The sequence below is a fragment of the Lactiplantibacillus sp. B652 genome (genome assembly GCF_023806745.1).
Taxonomy (GTDB): domain Bacteria; phylum Bacillota; class Bacilli; order Lactobacillales; family Lactobacillaceae; genus Lactiplantibacillus; species Lactiplantibacillus pentosus.
Genome location: NZ_JAMSKY010000002.1, coordinates 313,914 through 337,293, shown reverse-complemented (window position 1 = coordinate 337,293; position 23,380 = coordinate 313,914). Strand labels below are relative to the sequence as shown.

Genomic DNA, 23,380 nt, shown 5'->3' with positions numbered 1-23,380 from the left:
AGTAATATTGGGGGAATTAGCATGCGAAGTCCACGGTTAACGATTATTGTGCCTTGTTACAATGAGGAAGCAGTTTTGCCCAAATCAGCGCACGTTTTGGCAGAGATTCTGATGGGGTTGATTCAGCATAAACAAGTCAATTCAGAAAGTAAATTGCTGTTTGTAGATGATGGCAGTCAGGATGCAACTTGGGCCTTGGTCAAAGAACTCGAAACGCAATTACCAGTCGTGACCGGTATCAAGTTCAGTCGTAATTTTGGTCATCAGAATGCGTTGATGGCTGGGATGAAAACGGCCTGTCCAACTTCTGATATGATGATTACTATTGACGCGGATTTGCAAGATGATCCGCAAGTGATTCCGGAAATGGTCGCGCGGTTTCATGCTGGTAGCGATGTCGTCTTAGGCGTTCGCAATGATCGCAGTAGTGATTCTCATTTCAAGCGGTGGACGGCTGAACGCTTTTACGGTTTGATGAATCGCATCGGTGTCCAGTTGGTGCCCGACCACGCCGATTTCCGTTTATTGAGTCAGCGAGCGGTGCGGGCGCTACTTAGCTATCAGGAAACCAATTTATTTTTACGGGGCATCGTGCCACAACTCGGTTTTCCGACGACCAAACTTTATTATCGCCGGCGTCCGCGGTTTGCGGGGGTTTCTAAGTATCCACTGCGCAAAATGCTGTCGTTTGCGTTTGACGGTATCACGTCGTTTTCCATCGCGCCCATCAAGGTGATTTTGATGCTAGGCGTGTTGATCAGTGGCGGTAGCTTACTGATGATGGTGTATGCGGTTATTCAAGGCTTGCTGGGAACGGCCATTAGCGGCTGGTCCTCACTGATGACGAGTTTATGGTTTTTAGGCGGCATGCAATTAATTGGGATCAGTGTGGTTGGGGAATATGTCGGCAAAATTTTTGCGGAGGTCAAACATCGTCCGCGGTATATTATTGAGACCGATGATTATACCGTCACCCAACAGCCAGCATTGCTCGATTCACAGCGGGTGCACGTATGAAAGCCATCGTTAAAGGTATCAACTGGCTCGCAGCTGCGGTGTTAGTCGTTGCAATTGGCTTGGCGTGGTTACAACCGATTCGGTTCTTCGGTAACCCGGACTGGGCTTCGCCACTGGTGCAATTGGCGTTAGTTCTGGGATTGCTCGTATGCCTAAATGCGGGCCGGCTAATCGTTCGTCAATTGTCAGCGAAACAGTACCACTGGTTGGTGCTCGGCGCGATTGGTTTAGTGGTGGTCGTTCAGGGCTGGCTGGCGGTTAATTTTGTGGATGTGGCGCGGGCGGATGCCTTCTATGTTCGCCAGCAGGCACTTGTTCTCGCTAGTGGCGGCCATCAGTGGCAACACTATTTTATGATTTATCCGAATAACGTTAATATGACGCTACTAGAAGCGGTGGTGCTCAAACCACTGCTGCATTTGACAGAGACGCCCTGGGTCTTCATGAACGGCTTGCGCTTTTTGTGGGCCGATACGGCACTGGTGAGCGGCTTGTATTTGCTCAAACGGTGGCGATACTGGCAACCGGGTGCGCTTGGTTTGGTCGGCATATGGCTAGTGAGCGTCCCAGTGGCAGCATACGGGTTGTTTGCTTACACCGACGTGCTCGTGTTACCACTAATGCTTGATAGTTTGGCCTTACTCACACTTAGTCAACAGGTCGGTGGGTGGCGGCGCGGGGGTCTCTGGTTGATTGATGGCCTGCTGGTAGCGACCGGCGTGATGATAAAAACTAACCTGATTGTGTTGTGGTTTGCACTCGTCATGATTGGTGGGATTGTATGGCTGCAGCGGCGGTGGTCTGGTCGACAATTATTTGGTTGGCTGATGAGTCTTGCGGTGACGTTGCTATTAATGGTGGCAGTGATGCAACGGGCCCAACATCAGGCTGGCTATCAACGGCAGCCTAATGCAGCGCTACCAGCCACGAGTTGGATCGCCATGAGTTTAAATCCGAAGAGTGACGGCCAATACCGCCATGATGATTTTGCCTTAGTGAATCAGCAACCGACTGCTAAAGCCAAACAACAACAGGCTCAGCAAATGATTCATCAGCGGCTGCAACACATGGGCGTGACCGGAACGCTGGTTCATTTGCTGAAAAAGCTGCGAGTGTTTTGGGCGACTGGCGACTTTGATAGCTTTAAACTGACGACGCAGTGGATTCGCGCGCCCCGTTGGTATTGGAATCATCAGCGGCAATGTCAATTTTGGCTGGTGTCGATGACTCAGACGATTTATTTAGTGATGTTAGTGCAAGCCATTGTGGCATTGTTGCAACGGCGTGACTGGCCCGTGACGTTTCTGGCGTTGACCATTCTGGGGCTGACGATTTTTCACGTTGGCTTTTGGGAAGTCGAAGGACGCTATGCGTTGCCACTATTGCCGGGCCTGATGCTACTAAGTCTGATGGGCGGTCACGAAATTCCCGACTGGCAGTTTTCAGTGTCGATGCGTCATCGGTTAAGGTGGTTGACGGCAACGCTTGCTGCAGTCAGTCTAATCAGCTTGTGGCAAACCAGTCAGTCGACACGAGTCAACGATGTCTTGCGCGGGAGTCAAGGCAATGGGACTTACGTGGTCACAATGAAGCAGGCGATTCGACCCCATCAAGTGCTTAAGTCTGCGCTTCAAGCCAGTGGCCCGAGTAATACCATTCAATTGCAGCCTGACAAGTCGCAACAGCCGGTGACCATTACTTTGGCGAAGGGCAAGCGGACGATTAAACGTTGGACTGGAACGCCTAATCAATTGAAAAATTTAGTGTACCCGGTGACGGCTGCCGGCCAGTTACAGTTGACGATCAAAAACCAGGGCAAGCGCGCCGTTCGGTATGGCGTCGTAACGGCCAATTACAGCCCACTTACTGGCCAAGTGACAGCCAAATCTAAACAGTACTTGCAATATGCCGTTAAGCAACACTATCAGCAGCCAGCAACACTAACGACTGGTAAGGCCTGCCTGGTGGTAATTGCCATTGCCTGGGCCGCCACTAGTTGGTCAATTGAGTATTTATCTACGAACAAGCAAAAGTTCGCACGTGAGTAATTGTAACTGATTTAACGGTACCGACTAGCTAAGTTGATAGCAAGCCTGGCCGATGAACAAAAACGCCTGTCTGATAGGCCTAAGTATTCGTTACGCGTTGTGCTAGTTAATCTGTCATGAATCATGATTAAATCATGCTATTTTCTCAGTTCAAGAGCTGCCAGCTGAGACCCGCTGGAAAAAGTGCGAGTTACCGTAAACTTTCTGTTGTAGTTGCGTCCTATTCCGGCTTCCAGGCATTTCTGACAACGCTGGAACGCGATGGACACAGATTTAAGCCGACAACCCACGTCTTAAATGCTGGTCTTCCACTAACCAAGCCAAAAACGCTTGCTAAGTGGAATTTCATCGCTGAGCATTGTCAGAAACACCTTCCAGCCGGGGATGGTATTCGAAAGGCAGACATGTGTGGGCCCAACTTTTTGTTGGACTAGTTGTTGATCCCTTGATACACGGGAATTTTGATATTCAACTGGCAGTCTGGTTTCTAACGATTGCTAAACTTCCTTCCCCGTAATTTAATGTTTCGGACAAGCGTCTTCACTGAACTTGTCAGAATTTTTACTAGCTATCCCAGATAACAAAGTCTTGTATTTTAAACAACGGAAGTGTCATCGATAAATTTCAAGACCAGTTGCCATTGAAATTTGTGGCATGGGGATGAGTGATTTATATTCAGGTAATCTTCTCAGTAACTAAATACTATGAGTCATCATCGATACCCGTTGAGCCGCTGTCTGAGGAGGCAATCACTAAATATTCAGTGGTCAATTGTACCCAGATAGGTGGCCGTTCATCTGCCATTCGAGCGGCTTCCCGACTGTAGGGGCCGGCTGACAATGCTCAAGGGCGAGATTCTTCTTGTCCGGGTGGTCTTCCCGGGCTAGAAGAAGACTCGTATTTGAAATTGCGCAGTGGGGTTCTGCGTGAGTTCAAATCGATGTCCGCCCTGTTCCAGCGTTGTCAGCCGGCCCCGGAAGTCGGACTAGGGCGCGCATCGGCTGACGAACAGGAATCCACCAATTGGCATGATTTAATCATGATTCATGACAAATTAACTAGCACAATGCGTGTTCATGCGATAACTTCATAAACGCAATAAACAGCCGCACTGCCGATGATAGTTTATCATTAGCAGTGCGGCTGTTTCAGCTATCTATTATTAATTGGCAGTGTCACGTAATCGGCGCCGATTCCAAATTGTCCAGGTCAGAAAGCTAAGCCAGCTAAGCAGTGAAATCAAAGCCCCGAGTTTTAGCCCAGGAACATGATAAATCAGACGGATGTGGTTGTGGCCGGCATGAATTGGAACCGCCAGCATGCCACCGATGACGGTGCGCGTTCGAACTTTAGCCCCATTCACAGTCGCCGCCCAACCTTGATCGGCCGGAATCGCAATGTAGCACCACCGTTGTTGGCGGGTTGCCGTGACGGGGCCACTGACAATGGTGTGCAGGCCAGCGACGTGATAAGTTGGGACGAAGCGACTGGCACGAAGTCGATGCTTGATTGAATTAAACTTGGCCTGATCGAGACTAGCGAGGTGGACGTGAGTACCAAGGCTAGCGCTTGTACGTTTGACAGTCAGGGTGACGAGGCTACCCTTGTCGAAGTAGCCTAAGGAACGCAACACGATATCCCCATTGGCGTTGAACTTTGTCGGAACCAGGTGGCCGTTAACGCGCATGGTCGTGAATTTCGACTGACCTAACGTATCGTTGTAGTACAGATAACCAGTCCGGGTCACGCGGAGCTTAATCGTATGGCGGTAAGGAAAGGTCGGTGCCGTGGCATCATAACTGACGTGATCAGCCAGCCGAACAGCTTGGCCAAAGTAGGCTGTGGCGCTAGGTTGCAGGCTTTGGAAGATACGCTCTTGATTGATAAGCGCACTGTTTTGCCGCAGTTTAACCTGTGTGAAGGCGTTCGGTACTGCAAAGCCTAAGCCATTTTGGCTACGCGGGTTGATGGTTGCTTGGCCGTTGGCGTTGAGCTGGACGTCGTATTTGATTGCCAGTAATAAATCAGTCACGGGGTTCAGACCTTCAGAACTGACACGGCGAGCGTTTTTAGAAAATAATCCCAGCGATTTCAACATCAAGCGGGTTTGGTTGGCAAACGTCGAACTGTAGTAGCTGATGTCGTGAAAGTTGAATAACAGTGGATCGTTGTAATTACGGTAATGGCTACTGGCATTATAGGCTTGGTTAATGAGTGTATTGCGACTTTCAACGCGGTAGAGTTGGCCATCCGGGTCGCTGACTGAGCGCATCTGCCGGTCTTCAATGCGATAGGCTGCCACGTATTTGGCCTGATTGCCGAACGGACTATGGGCCATCATCAACTTGCTATTGAGGCCCAGTTCTAGTGCCGTGATTCCAGTGAGACCTAGTACCTGCCAACGTTTGGCCGTCAAAAATAGACAGCTGGCAGTTAAGATGACCGCAGCTAAGCTCAAGAGTAAGGTGCTAGTTGCCAGTGGATGATGTCCGCCGCGTTGGCCCCACCAGCCTAAAATCAGGGCCACCATCAGTCCAATCGGCAACCCCCATTTCCAGACAGGCGCGACCTGACGGGGACCGGCTTGCCAGGCCTCAAAAGCCATCATGATGAGTGCAAAGCTGAAGAAGAAGGCGTTCCGGTATGGAAAGCCGGCGGGCGTTTGAAACATGTGCCAGATCGTATCGAGTGTCCGAATTGCCATGCTTAAAAATAAGGCCAGTAACAGACCAAAGCCATGCCATTTGTGCGCTCGCGATAGTTGCGGGTGGACGAAGAAGCACCCTGCGAGCAGTAAAACTAGCGTGCTAGTGAACAGCGTTGGTGCGTGGGCCAGGCGAGTCGTGAAATTAGCGGCGCCAATCCCAAGCTGACTGAGCGTTTTCCAGCCGATTTGCAAAACCGGCAAGTAACTGGAAGGCTTGACCGCCGTTTTGGCCGTTGTCAGCATGCCCAGCCCAGTCGGAATGAGCAGAAACATCGTACTCAAGCCACACAACAGGGTCGTCAAGATAAAATGCCAAATCAAGGTCGACTGAGTGCGAATCGTCTGCCAGATGCACTCACCGGCTGGTTTAGTTTCAAACAATTGATAAATGAAGTAGTAACCGACGAACAGGCCGGTCATATAACCTAAATAATAATTGGTGACGATGCTGAGCCAGAACCAACCGAAGAATTGTCCGCCGTGTCCGGTCGCAATCAAGCGGTCCAGGCCCATAATGACTAGTGGCAGCCAGATCAAGGCATCTAACCACATCACCGTGAAATAATTGAGTGCGACGAATCCGCAGCAGCTAAAGGCCGTTCCAAAAATGGCCGTGGACCAGTGCCGTGTATTGAAATGTGTTTGCAAAAACCAGGTCATACTGATGCCAATCGCACCGATTTTAACGATGATGAGCAAACTCAAAGCGGTCGGTAAATGGGCCGCTGGAAAAAATAAAATTAATAAGTTGAAGGGGCTTAATAAATAATACGCGATATTTGGTAAGGCGTTACCACCGATTGACTGTGAAAATGAATAGGCTTGAAAAGAATGTGCAAGAATTGCATGACGATAGGCGGTGAAAAACGATAAGTATTGACCACCCATATCACTTATCAGCAAATTATGGTTGCCAAAGGGCGTAATGTGGTAGTACCCAAAGACGACCCCAATAATCATCATGGATAGCAGCCCTGAAAGTATGGCGACTGGCCACCGACTAGTTTGGCGATTGTGCATTTTTGGTTGTCCCATTTAACCCAACTCCGATACTAGAAATATCATCAGACTAACATTCAAAAGTCTCAATTTTACATAAAAATGCGTAAAAATTTCTGAAAATAGTTATACTTTATAAGCAAGTATCGATAAATTTATTGAAAGTTTAACACAGCAGTCGGTGGGTCGAAATCAAAGTGACGATTTGACAATTTGTTCAGAAAGTGTTTTTATAAAAAGTGAAAACTGAATACGATTTCTTCGGGGCAGGGTGCAATTCCCGACCGACGGTAACAACGTATGTTGAAGTCCGTGACCCGCGTGCGCGCGGTGGACCCAGTGCAAGTCTGGGACCGACAGTATAGTCTGGATGGGAGAAGAAAAATGGCTTAATTTTACTAGGCAGTAGTAGCTATTCATGACCTTCATTAAGGTTTATTTAGCTGGACCCTACTGGTGAAATCTATTTAGCGAACACTCACACCCGATTATCGAATTTTGATAGTCGGGTGTTTTATATTCTATCGGAGGTGAAGCAATGTTAACTGATTGGATGCAACTCGCCGTCACTCAGGCGAAAAAGGCGGGAGTTGCGACTTATCAAAATCCGCAAGTTGGTGCGGTACTAGTCAAGGATGGCCAAGTCTTAGCACAAGGCTATCATCATTATTTTGGTGGTGACCACGCTGAAGTTGACGTTTTACGGCAAGTGACATCGGAACAGGCGAAGGATGCGACACTGGTGGTCACACTTGAACCTTGTTCGCATTATGGCAAGACCCCGCCGTGCTGTGAGCGCATCGTTCAAGCTGGAATTCGTAAAGTGGTGATTGGTCAGTTGGACCCCCATCCAGTTGTCGGTGGCAAGGGCTGCCAGTATTTGTTGGATCATGACGTGGCGGTCGTCACGGGTTGTCTGGCAAAGGAAGTACGAGCGTTGAATCCGCACTACAATCATTTTTATACGCATCAGCGGCCGTGGGTGACGCTCAAGACTGCGATGAGTCTGGATGGTAAGACCAATGCCGCTGGGGACGCGCGGACGTTGATTTCTAATCAGGCCAGTTATGCCGACAGTCAACGGTTGCGTTCGCAATTTCAAGCAATTTTGATTGGTGAACGCACCCTGACGATCGATGATCCGCAACTGACCGTCCGTTTACTCGCGATGACCCATCCGCCAGTTCGACTGATTGTACTGAATACCAGTGCCGTGGCGCGTGACCGGCGAATACTACAGGAAACCACTGGTGAGACTTGGCTTTTGTGTCGCCAGGCGAGCGCCAGTGATGCGTCATTACAGGCGTTACCAAACGTGGAAGTACGAATTGGTGATTGGACACCGGCGGCAATCAGCGAATTATGCCTTCAACACGGATGGCAGTCGTTATTGGTCGAAGGTGGTGCGCACCTGCAAGCGGATTTCGTTGCAGCGAATTTGATTGATGAATGGGTCAGCTATATCGCACCCACAATGATTGGCGGTGCCGGTTTGCCAGCAGTAATGGGAGCGGTACCAACCGAACAGCTGGCGTTTGAGCAACCGACATTGAAGTGGTTGGGAACAGATTTGCGGCTACGGGCCGTGCGAAAGGGAGTCGAGTAAATGTTTTCAGGAATTGTACAAGCCAAAGGTCGCGTCAGCCAGTGCCAGCGTGACGCATTAGAGATGACGCTCACGATTACTGCGCCGACAATCGTGACACCCACACTTAAAATTGGAGACAGTGTGGCGGTCAACGGGATTTGTTTGACGGTAACGGCGCTACAGCCGGATGCATTCAGCGTTGCGGTCATGCCCGAAACAACGCGCCGGACGAATCTGGGCCAGATGAGCGTGGGGTCACAAGTTAATTTGGAACGGGCACTGCAGGTCAATGACCGTCTGGACGGACACATTGTTCAGGGGCATGTCGACTATTGTGGTCAGGTTCAGGAGCTGGTGCCGGATGAACACGCGTTACGATTATTGATCAGTTTGCCAGCGGATTATCAAGCGTTGGTCGTTCCTAAGGGCTCGATTGCGGTTGATGGCGTGAGCTTGACCGTTGTAGCCGTGACTGCATCGACCTTTGAAGTTGATCTGATTCCGCATTCGCAAGACGTCACGACCCTCAGCGCGTTACAGATTGGCGATACGGTGAATGTGGAGACCGATATTTTGGGCAAATACTTAGCCCGTCAAGTTGTTTTAGAAGGGAGCCATTAACATGGATACGATGACAAAAGTTGAACAGGCCTTGGCCGCATTAAAACGCGGTGATTTGATTATTGTTGCTGATGATGAAACGCGGGAAGCAGAGGGCGACATGGTCGGTTTGGCCGCCAAAGCCACTACTGCGACCGTTAATCGCATGATTACCTCAGCACGGGGGTTGTTGTGCGTCCCGGTAGCGCCAGCAATTGCGACCCGCTTGGGCTTAAAACCGATGACTGGCGAACGTGACGCATTTGGAACTGCCTTCACGGTCTCAACTGACCATCGAACGACAAGTACGGGAATCTCTGCTGCCGACCGTGCCAGGACGATTCAAGCGTTGGCCTCAACTGATAGTCAACCAACTGACTTTTATCATCCCGGCCATATTTTTCCACTGATTGCGCGGGCCGGTGGCTTACTAGAACGACGCGGTCATACGGAAGCTGCGGTGACGTTGGCCAAGCTGGCCGGTGGTTCGCCCGTTGCCTACATCTGTGAAGTGGTCAAGAAAAATGGCTTAATGGCGCGCCGGCGCGATTTGAAATCATTGGCGGAAGGACTGCAGATGCCAATGATTACGATTGAAGATTTATTACAATACGCCATCCAAATGGGTACCGTCAAGCTTGACACAACACCGACAGTTGATCTACCCACTCAGGACGGCGCGTTTAAGTTAACGGGCTTCACGGTTCCGGGGCACACGGAATTACCGTTAGCACTACAAACCGGTGATATTAGTGGGGACGAACCCGTACTAGTGCGGTTGCATTCCGAGTGTTTTACGGGGGATGTCTTAGGGTCACAACGTTGTGACTGTGGCGCACAATTACACGCGGCCCTACGAACAATCAGTCAGGCGAAACGTGGCGTTTGTTTATACTTACGGCAGGAAGGTCGCGGCATTGGCTTGGCAAATAAAATTGCGGCGTACGCCTTGCAAGACCAAGGTGCGGATACCTATGATGCCAACGTCAAACTTGGTTTTAAACCGGATGAGCGCCGGTACGACATTGCCGCTGTTATGTTACGGCAACTCGGCGTGACCAAGGTGCGGTTACTCACGAACAATCCGGATAAGGTCAAGCAGCTGCAAGCATTAGGCATCGAAGTCGTCGAACGCGTGCCATTGGAAATTCCAGCCAATCAACACGATTATGCCTATCTCAAGACGAAGCGGGATCGTTTCCATCATGAACTCAAACTTACGGAGGTTAACTAATGACAATTTTTAAAGGACAAATCACAGGTCAAGGACTCAAAGTCGGCATCGTCGTGGCCCGGTTCAATGAGTTCGTGACCAAACAACTGTTGGCTGGCGCACAAGAAAGCCTGCAACAACACGGGGTTAATGCGGATGATATTGATGTCGCCTGGGTGCCGGGGGCGTTTGAAATCCCACTGACCGTACAGAAAATGATTAACACCAAGCGCTACGATGGTGTGATTGCGTTAGGTGCTGTCATTCGCGGTGCGACCGCACACTTTGACTACGTTTGTAGCGGTGTGACCACCGGTGTCGCGTCCGTCAGCCTGGCCACCGACACGCCGGTGATGTTTGGCGTATTGACCACTGACTCCATTGAACAGGCGATGGACCGCGCTGGTTTTAAGAGCGGCAACAAGGGGGCCAATTGCGCGGTCAGTTTATTGGAGACGATCGATGTGCAACGGGCGTTAACTGAGTAATTGGCGTGAAACGAAGCGTTGTGAATTCAAAACAGCGTGAACCGTTTAGATACGTGTATGTGTATCAAAAAACAGCTCGAAGCTAATTTGCATCACGGATGCAGTTGGCTTCGGGTTGTTTTTTATGGCGTATTAATATGAAGCACGCGTTGTGCTAATTATGGTTTAGCATTAAAAATGAATAAAACGTGCCAGTTGGTGGATTCCTGTTCGTCAGCCGATGCGCGCCATATTCCGACCTCCGGGGCCGGCTGACAACGCTGGAACAGGGCGGACATCGATTTGAACTCACGCAGAAAACCACTGCGCAATTTCAAATACGAGTCTTCTTCTAGCCCGGGAACCCCACCCGGACAAGAAGAACTTCGCCCTTGAGCATTGTCAGCCAGCCCCTACAGTCGGGAACCCGCTCGAATGGCAGATTAACGGCCGCCTAAATTGGTGTAATTGATCACTGAATATTAGGTGACTGGACCTTCAGATAAACTCATAATCAGCAACGACGCTGATTTGTGGCACACGTAAATCCTGTGAAGACGGTCTAAAAACCATTGATAAGCATTACTGGTAACTAGCTTTAAAATTCACCGATAGTATTGCCTTGCATCTAGGATTCAAGGTTTGTAATCTCGGTCGACTAGAAAAAACAACAATGTTCAGTGATGCTATTGGGTTATAACGTTCAAATACAAGTTAGGATAACTTAGTGAAAATCAGCAGCTTTCCTTACAGTTGAATCTCAAAACAACCGTTTGTTAAGAATCAATGACCAATCTATCAAAAATTGAGTTCGCACATTTCTGCCTTTCGAATACTATCCCGGCTGGAAGGTATTCTGGGCAAGGCCCAGTGGTGAAATTTCACTTAGCAAGCGTTTTTGGCTTGGTTAGTGAAAGACCAGTATTTAAGACGTGGGCTTCGGCTTAAATCTGTGTCCACCACGTTCCGGCCATTGCCCAGAATGCCTGGAAGCCGGTGTAGGACGCATCCACCACAGCAAGTTTACGCTAAGTCGTACTTTTTCCAGCGGGTCTCAGCTGGTAGCACTTGAACTTAAAATTTGTCATGATTTAACCATGATTCATGATAAATTAACTAGCACAACGCGTACGAAGCATTTCTGACAATACCGTTTTTCGGTAACTTACCGATAACGCTGGATTTCATATCGCGTCACTGGTCGTAGCTGGTTGCGTGTGACCCGGTAGAAGCCGGTCCGAATGCGTTGATGGTAGGCCCGCTTAACGCCGCGTGTGAAAGAACGGTCGTATTTAGGGATGACGACGTACTCATATTGACGCAAGGATTTGCGAAATCGTTGGGGCGATTTACTGAAGTGCGCCTGACCACTGGCATTATTGGTGAAGAAATAATAGTTTGCCAGATAGCCCGCATAATAAGTGGTCACTTCAACTTGTTGCGGGTCGACGATCAATATTTTGGCGTTGTTCAGTTTGGTCCATGGTTGCGTCACTTGACTGAGCTTGACCGGCAGTGAGCGGCGGTTATAGTGATTCGTAAACGTCGTGCCGTTGATTTCAGAGTACATCATGATGATTGCAAAAAACATCACCAAGAAGGTTGCAAGTTGGTAGCCGTTCTTGGTCCAAATCGAACGAAAAGTCCGGGGACTGCGCTCGGCTAGATTCTGTTCATAGAACGTTTTGTCAATGACACGGACGAGGGCCATCATGCCGATGAACAAATTCAACACTACGACGGTCGACATGTACCGTTCAAAGCCATCGAGTGTAATGGCTTCAGCGTATGGCATCGATAAGACATACATACCGAGCAAACTACCGTAATAGATAAGCGTAATTAGGTCAAGCAGGCCTAAAAGTTTTAGTAGCGAATTCGGATGATGGCACATAAATTTGATAATGGCCCAGGCCGCAATCAAACCGAGGTTGATCACCAGGAAGCCTTGGGTGGACAATGACTGCCAACTGAAAATTTGATTTAAAAATGCTTGTCCAATTTTGATTAAACCGGTGACGCCTTCACGAGCAAACTGGTTTTGATAGGCTGCCGCACTGATTTCGTGTTTTGAAGTGGTAAAGGTCAGGTGAACATGAATTTCCCACCAAATAAACGGTAGCGCCGCAACCAGTAGTGTCCCCAATAGTCGTGCGGTGATCTTCAACGTTTGTCGGAATCGGTGGCCACGCACGCGGTGGTGAATCAGCGTGGCGAGATAGTCAATGACTAAAATGGCGACGAAAAATGCGGCCGAGTTTTTGATGAGTAGCAGGACGCCACAAAACAGGGCGACGTGTGCTGCTAGCATCTTGGGACGCGACTGGTAAACGAAGATGCCAACGATACCGGCAACGGTGATGATTGCGAGCACGTAATCAACCAAGAGATTATTGAGTCGAATGTTGATGTTAAAGACGTACGAAATTGCAATCGTCAGACAGAGTAACATTGAATTAAGACCGCGTGTTCGATCCCGGAGCGTTGCAAAAATAGTGTAGCTAGCCGCCCAAATCAAGATAAATTGTCCGACCAGCATTGCCCCCGCACTGAATCCAGCAAACGTCACGAACTGTGTTAGAAATAGGGCGGTCGCGGGTGGATAGGAACTGAAGGAAATAATGGTATCGGTTGCGCCAGGTAAATGTCCGGTATACGTCATGAATTTAACCATCGTCGCCCAGTGTGAAAAATTATCATAATGAATGAGTGGGCTCTGACCAAGTACGATTGCCATCACGATTCCTAGGAAAATCATCCAAATGTCAAATAGATGTAGTCCGTCATAATGGATGCTAACTTTCCCGGTATAGCCGAGTACCAGGCGGGTGATGAGCAACACGACGCCCAAACTAGTCACAAGCCAAATTCCAGGTCTTAACAGATTGACCATTGCGAAACCATACAACAACATCATTTGAATCAGAATACCGGTAATCCACGTTAAATAGGGATTCACGTGGACTAGCCGGAGTGCGCTACTATAACCAATTAACGCCAGGGCGAAGAAGAGTCCCCCAATGATAGCCAAGTTGACCCCACCTTTCTTAATGCATCCGAATCAACCCGTGTTTTGTGACTTTAAACAGTCCCGTAACGACGTGTTGATGGAAGACTTTTTTGGTCAGTACCGTAAACGTGCGATGGCTTTCTGGAATAGCGACGTACTGATACTGCTCAACGGTCCGTTTGAAGACTTTCGGCGTCATCATAAAGTCCTCTTGTCCGACCGCTTTGTCAGTGAAGTACCAGTAGCGGCCGACGTAGCCTGCATAGTAATCATTTACATCGACGACTTCGGGATCAACAATCAGTACTTTACGGTGATTTAAGTGAGTCCACTGCTTAGAGACCCGCGACATTTGTAAAGGAAGTGTATTGTGATTCATCTCATTGGTGAACTTAGTCCCGGTGATTTCAGAATACATCATGGTGATGGCGAAAAAGCCGGTGACGAGGGTCGCTATCTGATAAATATTTTTGGTGGTCGCACTCTTGAAAGCTTGGGTGTCACGTTTTGCAAAATTTTGCTCGAATTGTTGCCGATCAAGAACCCGGACGAGCGCGATTGCCCCGATGAATAGGTTAAGGATCACGGTACTTGCCATATAGCGTTCAAAGCCATCGAGGAGAATGGCTTCCGCGTATGGCATTGATAAGATATACATGCCAAACAAACTGGCATAGTAGGCGATGAAAATCACATCGAGCAGGATGGCTGTTGCCAATAGATTGTTCCGTTGATGTTGCCGAAGCCGAACAAAGGCCCAAGTTACAATCAAAACGACGTTGATCAATAGGATGCCCTTAGTGGATAGTGAATTGAGACTGAAAATTTGGTTTAAAAACTTGTGACCAATTTTCAACAGGGCTTGCTGACTTTCACCGCTGAGTTGTTTAGCGTACGCCTGGGTGCTGATCTGGTGCTTTGAAACGGTAAACGTCTGTTTCACGTGCCATTGCCACCAAACAAATGGCAAAACGCCGGCGCCGATGCTAGCCGCAAATTGAATCGGTACGGTGATTAGTCGGCGCCAGTGCCAGTGATGGTTGGTGATTAAGGTGTATAAGAAATAGGCGCCAATCATGATGACGAAAAAGGTCGCTGAATTTTTAACTAGTAGTAAGACTGAGACAAAAATAGCCACGTGGGCGCACAGCAAAATTGGTCGCTTCCGATAGACAAAAATTCCGACGAGTGCCGCAATCGTCACAATTGGCAGGACGTAATCAACGAGTAAATTATTGAGTCGAATTGCCACGTTGAACACGAATGAGATTGCCAAAGTGAAGCACAGGGCAAAACTGGTCAATGCGCGTGAGCGATCCCTTAAGCCAGCAAAAAGGGCGTAGGCTGCACCCCAAATCAAGATAAACTGAGCGACCAGCATGGCGCCGTCACTAAAACCGACCCAGTGCACGAACTGGGTGATGAACAGTGCCGTTGCTGGTGGATAAGACGTAAATGAAATCAGATGGTCGCTAGCTCCGGGCAGCCGACCGGTGAACACCATAAACTTGACCATCACGGCCCAGTGAGAGAAATTATCGTAATGAACTAAGGGACTTTGCCATAAGGTATGCCCGGTGACGATGCCCAGTCCAATCATCCAGAAATCAAATAAATGGATACCTTCAAAACGCAGCTGAGCTTTCCGAAAGAAACTCATGACTAGCCAGAGGCCTGCGAGTCCAACGCCTAGATAGGTGACGACTTGAATGCCAAGCGTGAGCCAGCCGGTCATGGCAAACCCATATAAGATCAAAATTTGAACCAACATTGCAGTGATCCAGGCCAGGTAGGGACTGACTCCCAGGCGGCGGAGCGTCCCATTATAACCTAAAAGTCCAATGGCATATATCGCGAATCCAAGCCAAACTGACATAACGACTGATTCCTCCTAAAAGCGATTAAAACGACGACTAAGCTTGCGTTCATAAGTGCGAGCACGCACCACTAAGTTCATGTAAAGCTCATCAAATGGCGTGACCCAGGTATCTTGAACACTTGGGAGGGTTTTGTTGCTGCCATCGTAAATAAGTTGTAAATAATGGTTGCGATTTTCATCAGCAGTAACTTCAACTTGAACACTGTAGATCACGTCATCATCTCGATGACTGATACGAGCGACCTGACCAGATAAGTGGATGGTGAAGTCCTGATGCTTTACGGTCAATTTGATATGGTCACCCTCGGCAATGGTTTCAACCGGGCCATCAGTCGTTCGAAAGGCAATTCCGCCCTCAGAGACATCCTCAGTCATGATGGGGTGCCACTGCCCATCAGTGGCTTGAACGGTGCCAGACACGCGACGGATGAAGCGCTCATTCTTGCGGTACACCGGACGCCCCATTGCAATAAATAAACACATGCTTAAATTCACAAAATGCATCAGGAGCCAGAAAGTAATCACGCTGCCGACTAGGATCTCAGAGCCATACTTACCGTAATTAAATTTAATGATCGCTACCAAGGTGATGGTCCATAAAATCAAGTACGGTAGGATATAAAGTTTGTCTTTTAGTGAATAGGTCACGTTCTTGGCAGTGACTTTGAACTTTTTCGCTTTGATTCCGAGACTTTCAAGAATAACGGGAATAAAGAGGTAGGGGGCAAAGAAAGTCTCTTGAACTTCGCCCCAGCGTTCATTGCGAATCTTGGCGTTATCGCCCATGCCAGAAGTGTCCCCCATGACGTAGTGGAGTAGGAAGTATCCCGGTGCCCAAATGACCATCAAAATCCAGAAGTTGGCATTGACGACTTGAATCTTGAAGAGTGCGTACAAAATCGGGGCAATCATATAAATCATTCGCCGGAAAAAAGCCCACCAATAGAAGTACGTGTTGAGCAGGATGACGCGATTAATAAAAGATAAGTGGCGATTCGTAAAAATATGCAAGTTGCGGCAACTTTGAATCACGCCGCGAGCCCAACGCGTCCGCTGTTTGATGACGCCTTTCATATCAATTGGGGTGATGCCACTTGATTGTGGTACCTTGGTCGCCAAGCTAATATAGCCGGCCATATTGAGCATCGTGCCCAGTTCGAAATCTTCGGTAATCGTGTCGGTCGGAAACCCGCCGACTTCATCGACTGCTTGCCGTAAAAAGACAGCGTTGGAGCCCGTGAAGAGGGCGCGTTTGTTACCGCCGTTTAGAATGTTGACATCACGCGAGAAAAAATCTTGTTCATTCGGAATGATTTTTTCGGAAAATAGATTGAACTGAAAAATATCCGCATTGTAAAAACTTTGCGGCGTTTGCACAAAACTCAGTGGTTCGGTGTGGTCAGGGTCGTCAGCCAGTTGCTGGAAATTTTCGGTGAACAACGGAACGGTATTCCGGAGAAAGCTCGAAAAGGGAATCATGTCCGTGTCAAAAATTGCAAATAGCGGTGCGTGCAGTTTTGCGAGCGTATGGTTGATATTCCCAGATTTTGCTTGATGATTGTCGTCCATACCGGAATAGCCGACGTGGTAGTGTTTCGCCAACGCCTTAACTTCCGGCCGATTGCCATCATCTGCGACCACCACATGAACTTTACTTTTGTCTGGATAGTCAATATAAGTCGCGGCATTTATGGTCTTTCGTAGCAGTTCAACCGGTTCATTGTGCGTCACGATAATGATATCGACGTCAGGTAATGGCTGGGTTGACGTGTAATCAGGAATGACTAAGTTCCATTTTTTCTTAGTTGAAAGCATCCTGAAAAAGATCAAGATAAACCCGGTCAAATTTGAGAGAATTTCACTAATCACGAGCAATAATGCAAAAATAAGCGTTAGAATATTTGCCCGCCACGGAATCGTAAAAAAGACGCGCCACAGCAGGTAAATAATCGATAATGCAATTGCTAGAAAATAGAGAAAACGCCGTTTATTGGACATGTTGAGTCCGCTCCTTGAATATAAAATCACGTTGAATCTGATAACTGATAATAAATAACATAAAGTCGACCAGCATCTTGGCAATCGTTGGCACAATTTGTCCACTTGAAGCCGGTAACACCGCAGTTAAGGCATTGGTCAAGAAACCAGAAGCTAACATTTGCACGATGAAGAGGCCCGCATATTTAAGTAACGTTTGCTGACCGGCATGTTCAAAGACCACACGATGGTTGATGGCGTAGTTGATGATCGACGAAAGCACGCGGGATGCAATTGTCGCAATGAGAATACTGTTCAAGACATGGTTGCCCAGAATAAAAAGTGTGAGATAGAACAGACTGATGTCAACCACAAAAGAGATGAGGCCACTCGCAGCAAATTTAAAAAAGCGCGCATAAATCGCAATCGAATCCCGAATAACACGAAAATGGGAAGATGAATTTCCATCTAGATAAATCGTCGGAATCGGCTGTTCGATGACTTTAATCTGGTACTTTTTAGCTTGCAGTAGCATATCAAATTCAAATTCAAACCGGTCTCCCGGAAATCGAATCAATGCTGGTATGTACCTGATTGGAATCACACGCAAACCAGTCTGCGTATCGGAAATATTCTGATGAGTCAACAAACGGACGAGGCCACTGGTCAGCAGATTGCCGAACTGGCTACGAAAGGGGACCGCGTTGGTAAAGTGCCGAACGCCAATGACCAACTGTTGTGGCTGTCGACTGAATGTCGCGACACAGCTTGCAAGTGCTGCAACGGTGTGCTGACCATCAGAATCCATCGTTGCAACTCCGGAAACGGTTGGTAAGTGTGCCTCGACATACTGAAAGCCAGTTTTCAATGCGGCCCCCTTACCGCGATTGTGTGTGTGATGTAAAATTGTTAGGTTATTTAAAGGTAGCTGTTCTAATTGTGTAAAAATCGGTTGATGATCGCTGTCACTGCCATCGTCCACAATAATGAATGCTCGAATTTTCTGCATTAGTTCCGGCGCGTCAATAAAATCCCGAATCAAAGCAATCAGCTTTTTATCGGGATTTAGTGCCGGAATAATAACGTTGATTTGTTCCATGGTTCCCCCCGTTGGTACCTGAATCTGTTGTGTTTATATACTTTAACTTATCACATTATTATTGAAAAGTATATACGATTAACAAAGACCACGGGTAACCTTTAATGATGGCAGTAATGAGAAGCTTGTTGTTTAGGAGATGTTTTCTAAGTTGGGTTGTTCAATTAACTAACTGTATTTCAGAAAATCATATATGATTAATAACTGGGAGTGAATTAGTTGTTTCAAAGAATACGTATCACAGTTTTGATGGATTGGCATCAAATCATGATCTCTTGGTAACTGATGAGGTCTCGGATTGTTGCACATATAAAAAGTTTTGAATCGTGGTATTGCAATGGTATTGAATCAAGAAAGGTTGCGTTTATTTAACGGCTACACGAGGCCAATTTCTGACCGCACTGCTGGTAGCGAATGATAACTCTGCCAACCAAATTGATGACTTGTGATTTACAACGATTTACAGTAGCCATAGCTAACATCAACGCAACTGAATGTGCTACAGTAGTTGAGTAAGCAACGTATTGCAAACACGTTGGAAATGCAGGAGGCGGACGAGATGAGTATTCGTAAGCAGTTGTTGCAGGCGGCAATCAAGGTTGGAACGGTGAATAAGCAGTTGCAGCGTGAGACGATGGTGGGGCGGTTGATTGCGGGCAATTTGCCTAGTTACGCCCCCAGCCATCAAACCTTGAATCCCAAGTCACCGTTGATGGGTCGGCGGATCGCATTTCTGGGTTCGTCAATTACGGCTGGTGCGGGTGCACTGGAAGATTCCTTCGTCGATTATCTCGTCGCAACGGATGGCGTGATTGCCATCAAGGAAGCGGTGAGCGGCACCACTTTAGCAGGTAACGCACCAGATAGTTATGTGCAGCGGCTCTATCATCGGATTCCAGTGACCCAACCATTGGACGCTTTTGTCTGCCAACTCTCAACCAATGATGGGCGGCATGATAAGGCTATGGGACAAGTTACGGGTGGACAACAGCGCCACGGCTTTGACGAAACGACGACGCTCGGAGCGATTGAAACAATCGTGGCCTATGTTCAACAGCATTGGGCGGTTCCAATCGTGTTCTTCACTTGTGTGCGAAAACACGATGCGAATTATGGTAAATTAGTGCAGCAATTGAAAGTCTTACAAAAAAAGTGGCACTTCACGATTATTGACCTCTGGCAAGATCCAGTGGTCAAAGCTGAAAATCGCGCCCAGCCATTGGCAATGGTCGACGACGCTCATCCAACCCGATTAGGCTATCGGAATATCTGGACGCCAATTTTTCGGCAACAATTAACAGACGTGCTTCGCCAGTCGGAAGCATAATCGTCAATCGATTTCGCGTTTTCAAGGCTTCCGTTGATAGTCAAAAGCAATAAAAATAACGACCGGATGAACCTGTCATGTGATAGGATCATCCGGTCATTATGTTTTAGCTTACTTCAAATTTTAGTTTAGTCTGCGACTTCAATCTTCCCAACCGCAATTGGTAAGGTGACATGTGCATCGTAGGCGCCAACTTCACCGGCAACGGTGGCTGGTAAAGCCAAGTCTTGTGGGACGCCGTGAATGTAGATGACCCGTTTGTCGAGTTCCAAATCATCGGTGCCAAAGACTTCCTTGAACTTTGCTTGTAAATCAGCTAATGGCACGTCGATTTCGTAGGCAAAGTGGCCTTGGGCGTCAGCGACTGGGTAGTTATCATTTGGCACGTCCATGTGGTGTGGGGCGTTGTCAAATGGTACCATCGTTGTCCCTGAGACTGGTTCAGTTTCTGGCAAGTCGACAAATCCGTCATGATTGGCATCCTGCGCCATCGTGGCAATTTGGGCCGCCTTACCATCTGGAAAACCGTGGAAATGTTCCCAGTGTTGCGTATTTGCAGGTGTATCAAACATTTCAATCGCCACGTGTAATTGGTCACCGTCTTCAACAAAGGTGGCAGTTCCATGGGGTGCCGTTCCAATGCCTTCTGCGTTTAGTGGTACGATGTTAGCAACGTATTTTTTAGTCATGAATGATTCCTCCAATTCTTCATTATAAGTCCATTATATGCTATTCTAAGCTTATTAAAATTGATATATGTCAAGAAAGGAAAATTTATGCACTCAAAAATGGATTGTATTAGTCGCTCGCCACTTTTCGCGCCGCTGTCACCAACGATTAAAACTAAATTGATTACAGTGACGCACCATCGCAAGTTTTTTCAAAAGGGCCAACTGATCCGACAACCGCTGGACCACCAAGAAGGGATGCTGATTTTGGACGAGGGGACGGCCAAAGTTTATGCGTTAGCCGATAATGGCAAGGAAAAAATTATTGACTTACTACATACTGGGGATGTGGTCGGTCAGCGCTGGTTATTCGCACCGCATGAAAATCAGGGTTACATTCAAGCGACTAGTGATGCGTGGGTTTGTTCGATTCAGTACGCCGATTTTCAGCAGTTACTCGGAGAATCAGCCAGTTTATCGTTAGCGATGATCAACAATTTTGGCAACCAATTGATTGAAGTTGAGAAAAATCAGATGCGCCGTGATCTATTGGATGCAAAGGACCGTCTGATGGCCTATTTGCGCGATGTTGCGGTGGAATCTGGACAAGTCGTCTTTGAATTACCGCTTAAAAAGAAGGAACTCGCCAATATTTTGGGAATTACGCCGGAGACGCTCAGCCGTCAATTTAAGCAGTTAGCTATGGAAGGTAAGATTATTGTGAATAACCGGCAGATTACGATGTGTTAGAACAATATGGTTAACTACGCATTGTGCTAGTTAATTTGTCATGATTCATGGTTAAAGCATGACAAATTTTAAGTTCAAGTGCTACCAGCTGAGACGCGCTGGAAGAAGTGCGACTTAGCGTAAACTTGCTGTTGTGGAAGCGTCCTGGGCCGGCTTCCAGGCATTCTGGGCAATGGCCGGAACGTGGTGGACACAGATTTAAGCCGACAAATCACGTCTTAAATACTGGTCTTTCACTAACCAAGCAAAGGACGCTTGCTAAGTGAAATTTCACCACTGGGCCTTGCCCAGAATACCTTCCAGCCTGGGATGGTATTCGAAAGGCAGACCTGTGCGTACTCAACTTTTTATTGAATTAGTCGTTGGTTCCTTGGTACACGGGAATTTTGATATTGAACTGTCAGACTAGTTCTAACAATAGTTAACTTTTTACCCATGCTTTAAGGCTTCTGACAAGCAGCTTGACTGAACTTGTCAGAATTTTCTCTAGTCGTTTGAGATAGCAATGTCGTTAATTCTAAACGGAAGTAATTTTATCGATAAAATTCAAGACTAATATCCGGCGATCATATTCAGTAATCTTCTCAGTACCAAAATGTCATAAAGCAGCATCAATATCGATTAAAAAAGGTTGCTCGAAGGACCTGTCTCCTAATATTCAGTGGCCAATTGTACCCAGATAGGTGGCCGTTCATCCGCCATTCGAGCGGGTTCCCGACTGGAGGGGCTGGCTGACAATGCTCAAGGGCGAAATTCTTCTTGTCCGGGTGGCCTTCCCGGGCTAGAAGAAGACTCGTATTTGAAATTGCGCAGTGGGCTTCTGCGTGAGTTCAAATCGATGTCCGCCCTGTTCCAGCGTTGTCAGCCGGCCCCGGAAGTCGGAATAAGGCGCGCATCGGCTGACGAACAGGACGCCAACTTGTCATGATTTAACCATCTTTAAGGCTAAAGAATAACTAGCACAACGCGTGGTTAACGACAAATTTATGGATAAAAGCAGATTGACAGATGGGGGACTGACTAAAATGCAACGACAAGCAATTATTAACGAGTTACGTTGGGCAGTCGTCGGTGATGCGCTGGGATTGCCCGCTGAAAATCATGAGCGGGATACTTATTCGCCAATAACAACGATGATTGCTAGCGAGTATTGGCAACAACCCGCTGGAACTTGGTCCGATGATACTTCGATGAGCCTAGCGATGGTTGAAAATTTAGTTGTCGATGGCGACTACGATGACTTGATGTGTCGCTTCGAATCGTACATGCGATTTGGAACGGACACGCCACGTGGCGAAATGTTTGATATAGGCCGTACCTGCGCCCATGCAATTCGTGATTTTGCCATCAATCAATTACCAGCGGTTCAGTGCGGCGATTGCTCGCTTAACGCGAATGGCAATGGTGCACTGATGCGGATGGCGCCACTGGGGACTGCGTTGCAGTCAGATTCGAGTATCGCACATCGGTTGACTCGGGTTCGTCGTTATACAGCAGTGACGCATGGGCATCCTCGCTCAATCATGGCTAGTCTGATTTATTGTGAGCTCTTACATGCACTTCATCAGGGACAGCAGTTATCAAAGGCACTCATCGAAGTACACCAGTTATTAGCTGCGACGATTAAAGCCCCAGCGCTTTTGAGTGAACTTAACACCTATCAGCCGTTGTTCTCGTCTCATTTCAAACAGACTAGTCGGGCAGATGTTCGCAACACCGGTTATGTGGTGGATACGCTGCTTGCGGCGTGCTGGTTGGCGTTGAATTATGAAACACCTCGAGAGACGGTACTCGCGGCTGCTAACTTTGGGGGCGATACTGACACCATTGCAACGATTGCGGCGTCATTAGCGGCGGCTGGTCATCCTGCAATTCCAGTCGCAACTGATTGGTGGCAACAGATATTGAATCGCCCATTATTAGAGGAGCGTTTTACGGCGTTTGCGTCCAAATTTGGAGACTAAACGCTGATTGGCATCCAAAAAGGCTCGGCAACACTCACTAGGGTGAACGTTGCCGAGCCTTTTCAAG

General features: G+C 47.9%; 15 protein-coding genes and 1 riboswitch. Of the genes, 9 read left to right on the top strand and 6 right to left on the bottom strand.

The window, feature by feature from the left end; genetic code table 11:
- Positions 1–21 precede the first annotated feature (21 nt).
- A complete protein-coding gene (locus MZO40_RS04280; RefSeq protein WP_105961893.1) occupies positions 22–1,017 on the top strand; it encodes a glycosyltransferase family 2 protein in 996 nt (331 codons plus the stop codon).
- The gene (locus MZO40_RS04275; RefSeq protein WP_252133119.1) at positions 1,014–3,065 is read left to right on the top strand and encodes a hypothetical protein; all 2,052 of its coding nucleotides are present in this window, start codon (positions 1,014–1,016) and stop codon (positions 3,063–3,065) included. Before MZO40_RS04280 ends, MZO40_RS04275 begins: the two co-directional genes overlap by 4 nt.
- A 1,162-nt stretch (positions 3,066–4,227) precedes the next feature.
- Here the strand turns inward: MZO40_RS04275 and MZO40_RS04270 are convergent.
- Complete coding sequence (locus MZO40_RS04270; protein ID WP_105961892.1) at positions 4,228–6,807, bottom strand: YfhO family protein; 2,580 nt, start codon at positions 6,805–6,807, stop codon at positions 4,228–4,230.
- Positions 6,808–7,024: 217 nt separating this feature from the next.
- Positions 7,025–7,157, top strand: a riboswitch (FMN riboswitch).
- Positions 7,158–7,309: 152 nt separating this feature from the next.
- Between MZO40_RS04270 and ribD the strand changes: the two genes are divergently transcribed.
- The 4 genes from ribD to ribE are packed head-to-tail and all read left to right on the top strand — an operon-like array spanning position 7,310 to position 10,660.
- Positions 7,310–8,377, top strand: a complete 1,068-nt coding sequence (ribD, locus tag MZO40_RS04265) for a bifunctional diaminohydroxyphosphoribosylaminopyrimidine deaminase/5-amino-6-(5-phosphoribosylamino)uracil reductase RibD (RefSeq protein ID WP_105922369.1) — start codon at positions 7,310–7,312, stop codon at positions 8,375–8,377.
- Positions 8,378–8,980, top strand: a complete 603-nt coding sequence (locus tag MZO40_RS04260; protein ID WP_105922370.1) for a riboflavin synthase — start codon at positions 8,378–8,380, stop codon at positions 8,978–8,980. It begins immediately after the preceding gene.
- Between the two features lies 1 nt (position 8,981).
- Positions 8,982–10,193 carry a GTP cyclohydrolase II gene (gene ribA, locus MZO40_RS04255; RefSeq protein ID WP_105922371.1) on the top strand — a complete coding sequence of 404 codons (1,212 nt, stop codon included), beginning with the start codon at positions 8,982–8,984 and terminating at the stop codon, positions 10,191–10,193.
- A complete protein-coding gene (ribE, locus tag MZO40_RS04250) occupies positions 10,193–10,660 on the top strand; it encodes a 6,7-dimethyl-8-ribityllumazine synthase (protein ID WP_105922372.1) in 468 nt (155 codons plus the stop codon). The genes ribA and ribE overlap by 1 nt, the downstream gene beginning before the upstream one ends.
- Before the next feature lie 1,144 nt (positions 10,661–11,804).
- Here ribE and MZO40_RS04245 read toward each other — a convergent pair.
- Genes MZO40_RS04245 through MZO40_RS04230 form a run of 4 tightly spaced genes read right to left on the bottom strand, consistent with a single transcriptional unit; the run spans position 11,805 to position 18,604 of the window.
- Positions 11,805–13,670: an ABC transporter permease gene (locus tag MZO40_RS04245; protein ID WP_105921964.1), complete on the bottom strand. Its 1,866-nt coding sequence runs from the start codon at positions 13,668–13,670 to the stop codon at positions 11,805–11,807.
- A gap of 16 nt (positions 13,671–13,686) precedes the next feature.
- Positions 13,687–15,525 (bottom strand): ABC transporter permease, encoded by a 1,839-nt coding sequence (locus MZO40_RS04240; RefSeq protein ID WP_105921963.1) that lies wholly within the window; start codon positions 15,523–15,525, stop codon positions 13,687–13,689.
- A 15-nt stretch (positions 15,526–15,540) separates the two neighbouring features.
- Complete coding sequence (locus MZO40_RS04235; RefSeq protein WP_122217924.1) at positions 15,541–17,526, bottom strand: glycosyltransferase family 2 protein; 1,986 nt, start codon at positions 17,524–17,526, stop codon at positions 15,541–15,543.
- On the bottom strand, positions 17,516–18,604 hold the full coding sequence (locus MZO40_RS04230) for a bifunctional glycosyltransferase family 2/GtrA family protein (RefSeq protein ID WP_105961888.1): 1,089 nt from the start codon (positions 18,602–18,604) through the stop codon (positions 17,516–17,518). Before MZO40_RS04230 ends, MZO40_RS04235 begins: the two co-directional genes overlap by 11 nt.
- A 559-nt stretch (positions 18,605–19,163) precedes the next feature.
- On the opposite strand from MZO40_RS04230, the gene MZO40_RS04225 reads away from it, so the two are divergent.
- The gene (locus MZO40_RS04225) at positions 19,164–19,931 is read left to right on the top strand and encodes an SGNH/GDSL hydrolase family protein (RefSeq protein WP_105920852.1); all 768 of its coding nucleotides are present in this window, start codon (positions 19,164–19,166) and stop codon (positions 19,929–19,931) included.
- Between the two features lie 128 nt (positions 19,932–20,059).
- On the opposite strand, the gene MZO40_RS04220 is transcribed toward MZO40_RS04225, so the two are convergent.
- Positions 20,060–20,620 carry a hypothetical protein gene (locus MZO40_RS04220; protein ID WP_016374492.1) on the bottom strand — a complete coding sequence of 187 codons (561 nt, stop codon included), beginning with the start codon at positions 20,618–20,620 and terminating at the stop codon, positions 20,060–20,062.
- 87 nt (positions 20,621–20,707) lie between these two features.
- On the opposite strand from MZO40_RS04220, the gene MZO40_RS04215 reads away from it, so the two are divergent.
- A complete protein-coding gene (locus MZO40_RS04215; protein ID WP_088769678.1) occupies positions 20,708–21,349 on the top strand; it encodes a Crp/Fnr family transcriptional regulator in 642 nt (213 codons plus the stop codon).
- Positions 21,350–22,374: 1,025 nt separating this feature from the next.
- Positions 22,375–23,313 carry an ADP-ribosylglycohydrolase family protein gene (locus MZO40_RS04210; RefSeq protein WP_088769677.1) on the top strand — a complete coding sequence of 313 codons (939 nt, stop codon included), beginning with the start codon at positions 22,375–22,377 and terminating at the stop codon, positions 23,311–23,313.
- Positions 23,314–23,380 lie beyond the last annotated feature (67 nt).

Excerpts from the sequence above, each read along its gene's own strand:
- MZO40_RS04280 (WP_105961893.1), top strand. The coding sequence starts at position 22 with ATGCGAAGTCCACGGTTAACGATTATTGTGCCTTGTTACAATGAGGAA.
- MZO40_RS04275 (WP_252133119.1), top strand. The coding sequence starts at position 1,014 with ATGAAAGCCATCGTTAAAGGTATCAACTGGCTCGCAGCTGCGGTGTTA.
- MZO40_RS04270 (WP_105961892.1), bottom strand. The coding sequence starts at position 6,807 with ATGGGACAACCAAAAATGCACAATCGCCAAACTAGTCGGTGGCCAGTC.
- ribD (WP_105922369.1), top strand. The coding sequence starts at position 7,310 with ATGTTAACTGATTGGATGCAACTCGCCGTCACTCAGGCGAAAAAGGCG.
- MZO40_RS04260 (WP_105922370.1), top strand. The coding sequence starts at position 8,378 with ATGTTTTCAGGAATTGTACAAGCCAAAGGTCGCGTCAGCCAGTGCCAG.
- ribA (WP_105922371.1), top strand. The coding sequence starts at position 8,982 with ATGGATACGATGACAAAAGTTGAACAGGCCTTGGCCGCATTAAAACGC.
- ribE (WP_105922372.1), top strand. The coding sequence starts at position 10,193 with ATGACAATTTTTAAAGGACAAATCACAGGTCAAGGACTCAAAGTCGGC.
- MZO40_RS04240 (WP_105921963.1), bottom strand. The coding sequence starts at position 15,525 with ATGTCAGTTTGGCTTGGATTCGCGATATATGCCATTGGACTTTTAGGT.
- MZO40_RS04235 (WP_122217924.1), bottom strand. The coding sequence starts at position 17,526 with ATGTCCAATAAACGGCGTTTTCTCTATTTTCTAGCAATTGCATTATCG.
- MZO40_RS04230 (WP_105961888.1), bottom strand. The coding sequence starts at position 18,604 with ATGGAACAAATCAACGTTATTATTCCGGCACTAAATCCCGATAAAAAG.
- MZO40_RS04225 (WP_105920852.1), top strand. The coding sequence starts at position 19,164 with ATGAGTATTCGTAAGCAGTTGTTGCAGGCGGCAATCAAGGTTGGAACG.
- MZO40_RS04220 (WP_016374492.1), bottom strand. The coding sequence starts at position 20,620 with ATGACTAAAAAATACGTTGCTAACATCGTACCACTAAACGCAGAAGGC.
- MZO40_RS04215 (WP_088769678.1), top strand. The coding sequence starts at position 20,708 with ATGCACTCAAAAATGGATTGTATTAGTCGCTCGCCACTTTTCGCGCCG.
- MZO40_RS04210 (WP_088769677.1), top strand. The coding sequence starts at position 22,375 with ATGCAACGACAAGCAATTATTAACGAGTTACGTTGGGCAGTCGTCGGT.